The following is a 5,648-nucleotide window of genomic DNA, read 5'->3' on the forward strand; positions in this document are numbered from 1 at the left end:
TCAGGGGTTTTCCGTTGAGGTTCCCCCCAACCCATACCTGACGCAGTCGCTGCGAGACGAGGTCGAAGATGCCTGACTTTACCGACGGAAAAATCTACGTCGACTACTCCCACATGAACAACGCCGCCGACGACATGGTCCAGCAGACCAAGGCGATCGACAGCATCCTCGCCAACCTGGACAAGGAACTCCAGGCGCTCAAGGAGTCCTGGGAAGGTGAGGACAAGGACATATACGGCGACAAGCAGACGGCGTGGAACAACGCGGTCGAGGAGATGAAGAGGATCCTCGCCGAGAACTCGGCCCTGCTCACCGACGTCTCGGACAGCTACCAGTACAGCGAGAAGTCCCTGACGCAGCTGTGGGAGACCGTGCGCATCGGCGGCTGACCGCGTAGGCGACACCCCACCCCTTCGGGCGGCCGTCCGCGTGCGATGTCATGCGAGCGGCCGTCCTTCGTGCAAGCAGGAGGAGTACGGCATGGCGGAGAACACACCCACGGTCAATCTGAACAAAGCCTGGCTTGAGAGCTTCATCGAGAAGGATGTGGGCCCGTTCCGGGAGGCGATCAGGTTGATCAGGGAGGACGGGACCGCCCCGGCCGACGACGCCCTGCAGGTGCCGGCGGTGGGGAATCTGCTGGCAGGGAACGGCGCGAAGGCGGCGTCGGGATTTTACGACGGACAGAAGGTTCCGATCGCGATCGGCACGATGGCTGCCGACGAGGGGGGGCGGGTCAACGGCGGTTACCTGGTCAAGTCGTTGAACGCCGTTCTGGAGCAGCTCGACGGCATCCTGAAGAACCAGAGCGAATTGTTCGAGGAGATCGAGGCCAACCTCAGAGACACCATCGCGGAGATGTCCAAGACGCAAGAAGAAAGTCTGGAAAAGATCGACGGAAAGAAGTTCGTCAACTTCTTCGAGGACGTCGACGATGTGCTCTCCGAGGGCAGCGGGAGCAAGGGGGGTGGCGACGACGACGATGACTGATCCTGTCGCGTCCTCCCCGCGAGGCTGCTGAATTTTCTCGTACCAGCCGCGTACCTCTACCCCGTACGCCCCCTGATTCACCCCCCTGCCCCGTACCTCCTCACCGAAAAGGGCATCCCGGCATGGCGCTCGATTCCAGCAAGGTCACCACCGCGCTCACCAGCGCGAACGACAAGTGGGCGGAGGCCATCGGCTTCTTCACGGGATTCGTAGCGCCACCCCGGGCCGATCTCTTCGACACGCTGGTCGGCAATGAAGGTATCCCCCAGATGAAGGTGGAGATATCTGATGTCGGCTATGTCGACTACGTCGACACCGAAGACTTGAACTGGCTGTACGAGAACGCCGGCTACGACATCAACAACACAGACTTCGTTATCCCGTTCTACTCGACGAGCGGCGGTGTGGGGTCGGACGTTTCGATGCACAAGGCGCGCATCACGCTGCTCGGTGAGAAGTCGTCGGGCGGACCGCCGACCGGCGGCTATGTGGAGGGCGGGACCTTCACCAGCAGCATCGACGGACATCTGGGGATGGACGGCAAGCCCACCTGGGACACGACGAAGCTCACGCAGTACAGCTACGGCACCGGACTGGCGCTGGAGAAGCTGCGGAACGACGAGAAGCTCGGCACCCATGGTTTCGCCTGGAACGGCCTCCCCGTGGATGACGCCGCCTCCGTCTCGCTCGGGACCTTCGATGTGGTGGCCGGTTCCTTCGACCGGGTCGCCGAGTTCTTCCTGAACCAGCAGCGGATAGTGGAGGAATGGCAGGGCAGACTCGGCACGGAGGAGAACGACGCATGGCGCGGCAAGGCGGCAGGTGTCTTCTGGGACCTCATTTCTAAAATCAACAAGCAGTACACCGATTACGCGGAGGACATGAGTCCGAACGGGAGTTACTTCTCGAAGCAGGGGAATGAAGTCCGGCAGGCGAAAAAGGATTTCCAGAAGGCGGTGATAGACCTTCACAACGTCTGGATGAACTGGGAACTCATGATGGGAAACCCGCTGCGCTGGCTCAGTGATCTGCTGACGGACGTGATGAAGTATACGTGGGATCACAACATAACGAAGATCGGTTACGAGATCGAGTCTGCCGGGGACAGTTACTACACGAATTATGTGGCGGAAGAGGGATTCGACAACAGGGCCAAAGCGGAACGGCCGGGCGCCGCGCTGATGGACTTCGGCGACCTGAAGGATCTCACCACCTGGGAGGCTATCGGGAACAAATCCATCGAGATGTGGCAACAGTCCGTCAAGGACAATCTTGAGGCCGCCGCGATCGATGCCATGGAATATGTTAAAAACAGCTGGAGCAGCAGCAATTTCGACCTGGGGACCGTCAAGTCCCGAGGCGGAAGTACCCTCAAGGAGGGGTACGACGAAGCCAAGGCCGAACAGCTGGAGGATGACAACAAAAAGAAAGAGGATGATGCGAAAAAGGCTGCTGACGAGGCCGCTAAAAAGCAAGAAGATTTCATGAACTGGCAGAAGGATCAGGCAAGGATCGCGAAGGAGGAAGCGGCGAAGGCGAAGGCCGAGGCGGACGCCAAGGCGGCCGCGCAGGAGGCCAAGGCGGACAAGGAGAAGGCCGAGGCGAAGGCCGAGAGGGAGAAGGAGAAGGCCGAGGCGGACGCCAAGGCGGCCGCGGCGGAGGCGAAGGCGGACGCCAAGGCGGCCGCGGCGGAGGCGAAGCAGGAGGCGAAGGAGAAGGAGCAGGACGCCAAGGAGGCCGCGCAGGAGGCCAAGCAGGAGGCGAAGCAGGCCGAGCAGGAGGCCAAGCAGGAGGCCAAGGAGAAGGAGCAGGAGGCCAAGCAGGCCGAGCAGGAGGCCAAGCAGGACCGCATCCGCACCGAACAGGAGGCCAAGCAGGAGGCCAAGGAGAAGGAGCAGGAGGCCAAGCAGGCCGAGCAGCAGGCGAAAGCGGAGTCCAAGCAGGCCGAGCAGGAGGCCAAGCAGGCCGAGGCGCAGGGGCGTCAGGAGCAGATGCAGATGCTCCAGATGAACCAGGCCAAGGCCCAGCAGGAAGAGGCGAAGAAGGAGCAGGCGAAGAAGGAGGCGGAGCAGGAGGCGAAGCAGGAGGCGAAGGAGGCCGAGCAGGAGGCCAAGCAGGCCGAGCAGGAGGCCAAGCAGGAGGCCAAGGAGAAGGAGCAGGAGGCCAAGCAGGAGGCCAAGGAGAAGGAGCAGGAGGCCAAGCAGGAGGCCAAGGAGAAGGAGGCGGAGGCCAAGCAGGCCGAGCAGGAGGCCAAGCAGGACCGCATCCGCACCGAACAGGAAGACAAGCAGGAAAACCTCCAGGCCGAACAGGAGAAGAAGCAGGCCGAGCAGGAGGCCAAGGCGGAGGCCAAGCAGGCCGAGCAGGAGGCCAAGCAGGAGGCCAAGGAGAAGGAGGCCGAGGCCAAGCAGGAGGAGCTCCAGCAGAAGCAGGAGGCGAAGCAGCAGGAAGCCGAGGCCAAGCAGGAGCAGCTCCAGCAGGAGCAGGAGAAGAAGCAGCAGGAGGCGGAGTCCAAGTTCGACAGGCAGAGCCGGGGGCTCCTGAACGGCGGCGATCTCTCACCCACCGACATCTCCGGCCCGGTCAACGATGGCTCCCTGAACCTCCCCGTCAACGACGGTTCCCTGGACGTCCCCGGCGGCGGCCAGTCGCATCTCGACTCCAACGGCCGGCTGGTGACCGAGTACCCGGACGGCAGCTCCACCACGATCGACCCGATCACGCACAGCTCGACCGTGACGCAACCCGACGGATCGACCGTCTCCGGCCCGCTCAACACCGGTGACCTGCTGCCCAATCCGGACGGCAGCACGACGCAGCTGGACCCGCAGGGCAACGTGGTCACGGAGTACCCGGACGGCACCGTCCAGAAGGTCGACCCGGACACCGGCATCACCACGATCACCAGCCCGGACGGCACGACGAAGTCCGGCTACCTCAACGACCCCGGCAGCTCGCTGCCCGACTACGACTTTCAGCCTTCCGGCTCCGGCTCCCTCAACAGCGGCTCCCTCGGCGGGTACGACTACAACTCACCTTCCTACGACTCCTCCGCCTACGAGGAGGAGCTGTACGACGACACCCCCTACGAGTCGCCCCAGGACATTAACGCGGCGGCGTCCGCCGCGCCGAGCAACAACCGCACCCAACTGAACAGCGGGTCCCTCCCGGGCTTGGGCGGAGCCGGCGCGGGCGGCGCGGGCTCACCCATGGGCGGCGGCATGGGCGGCGCGGGCTCACCCATGGGCGGCGGCATGGGCGGCGGCATGGGCGGTGGCATGGGCGGCGGTATGGGCGGCGGCGCGGGTGGCGGTCAGGACTCGAAGGCCGAGCGCGTCCGCAATGTGATCGACGGTGATGTCGTCAGTAACCGCCGTCCACGGGCGGGCGGCGGCCCCGGCCCCGGGAACCGCGGTTACGCGGACGACGAGGTCAGGGTGGCGGCCAGCGGTAACACCGCCGGTCAGTCCCCGTTCCTCCCGCCGATGGCCGGCGGGGGAGCGCCCGGCCAGACTCAGACCCAGAGCGGTGACCGCGCCCGCGACTCGTGGGTGCCGGAGGACGAGGACGTGTGGGGAACGGACGAGGGCGGCGCGCCGGCGGTGATCGGTCGGTGAACGTGACCGTGCTGACGCCGTATCGGATGTGCAGGATGTGTACGACAGGGGAAACCCGCCCGACAGTTGGAGAGGTCCGATGAGCGAGCCGATGGAGCAGAAGATTTCCCAGGCCATGGCCGATCTGGCGGCCATGCAGGACGCCGTCGCACAGGCCGAGAGCGAACTCAGCCAGGCCACGGCCACCGCGCGGTCGCGTGACCGCGCGGTGGAGGTCACGGTCGGCCCGCAGGGCGAGCTGACGGGGCTGAAGTTTCCGGACGGCAAGCACCAGAGCATGACAGGACCGCAGTTGGCGGCATCCATACTGGAGGCCGCGCAGGATGGACGCGCGCAGATGGCGCGTAAAGTTATGGAGACTTTCGCTCCGCTGACGCAAGGGAGCGGCGGGGTGGAGGGCCTGGGCGTGGACATCGACTGGGAGCGGATGTTCGGTTCGGCACTCGGCGGAGGGTCGGGAAGCGGTATGGGGCGGTCGGCGGGAGACCGTTTGCGGGACGAGATTCACGAGGACACGGACGACACACTTCCGAGGGGACGGTAAGCATGAGTTGGGGTAACTACGAGGCGGATGTCCCCGGTCTTGGGGAGGGTGCCGCCATGATTTCGGGCCTGTCGGCCGAGACTGACAAGGTCGCTGACGATTTCATCTCCGACATGGCGACCTACCGGCGATGGGCCGGCTATTCGGACGATTTCTACCACCAGGTCAACCCGAAGTACCAGGCGAACAACGACATGTGCGTGTCGATGCTCAGGAACATGAGCAGGGCCTACGCGGCGCTCGAGTCGGCCACACTCGGCAACCTGCGGAACATCGAGGGCGCACAGTCCTACGCGCAGGACGCGATCGATCTGCAGCAGTCGAAGCTCGACTCCTCCCCCGATGAGTACGGGGGCGGAAGGCACTAAGTGAAGGAGATCGACTATCCTCCGGATGTCGCGAGGATGCTCTTTGTCCTGATTGGGGAAAAGCCCATTCAGGCCAGGGAAAATTTGGCATGGGAAAGCCAGCATCTTTATCTTTCGCTGCAGAAAGCT

At 64.1% G+C, this 5,648-nt stretch carries 5 protein-coding genes; all 5 read left to right on the top strand.

Annotated features, from left to right (window positions below):
- Positions 1-68 precede the first annotated feature (68 nt).
- Positions 69-389 carry a WXG100 family type VII secretion target gene (locus tag M2271_RS11395; RefSeq protein WP_280887020.1) on the top strand — a complete coding sequence of 107 codons (321 nt, stop codon included), beginning with the start codon at positions 69-71 and terminating at the stop codon, positions 387-389.
- Between the two features lie 91 nt (positions 390-480).
- On the top strand, positions 481-990 hold the full coding sequence (locus M2271_RS11400) for a type VII secretion system-associated protein (protein WP_280887021.1): 510 nt from the start codon (positions 481-483) through the stop codon (positions 988-990).
- A gap of 122 nt (positions 991-1,112) precedes the next feature.
- Positions 1,113-4,607 (top strand): AAWKG family protein, encoded by a 3,495-nt coding sequence (locus M2271_RS11405; protein ID WP_280887022.1) that lies wholly within the window; start codon positions 1,113-1,115, stop codon positions 4,605-4,607.
- A 79-nt stretch (positions 4,608-4,686) separates the two neighbouring features.
- Positions 4,687-5,151 carry a YbaB/EbfC family nucleoid-associated protein gene (locus M2271_RS11410; protein WP_280887023.1) on the top strand — a complete coding sequence of 155 codons (465 nt, stop codon included), beginning with the start codon at positions 4,687-4,689 and terminating at the stop codon, positions 5,149-5,151.
- A 2-nt stretch (positions 5,152-5,153) separates the two neighbouring features.
- Positions 5,154-5,519, top strand: coding sequence for a hypothetical protein (locus M2271_RS11415; protein ID WP_280887024.1), 366 nt, complete (start codon positions 5,154-5,156; stop codon positions 5,517-5,519).
- Positions 5,520-5,648 lie beyond the last annotated feature (129 nt).

It is taken from the genome of Streptomyces sp. LBL, from assembly GCF_029893585.1.
GTDB lineage: Bacteria > Actinomycetota > Actinomycetes > Streptomycetales > Streptomycetaceae > Streptomyces.

Bases quoted from the DNA above. Each gene is read 5' to 3' on its own strand.
- M2271_RS11410 (WP_280887023.1), top strand. From the start codon at position 4,687: ATGAGCGAGCCGATGGAGCAGAAGATTTCCCAGGCCATGGCCGATCTG.
- M2271_RS11400 (WP_280887021.1), top strand. From the start codon at position 481: ATGGCGGAGAACACACCCACGGTCAATCTGAACAAAGCCTGGCTTGAG.
- M2271_RS11395 (WP_280887020.1), top strand. From the start codon at position 69: ATGCCTGACTTTACCGACGGAAAAATCTACGTCGACTACTCCCACATG.
- M2271_RS11405 (WP_280887022.1), top strand. From the start codon at position 1,113: ATGGCGCTCGATTCCAGCAAGGTCACCACCGCGCTCACCAGCGCGAAC.
- M2271_RS11415 (WP_280887024.1), top strand. From the start codon at position 5,154: ATGAGTTGGGGTAACTACGAGGCGGATGTCCCCGGTCTTGGGGAGGGT.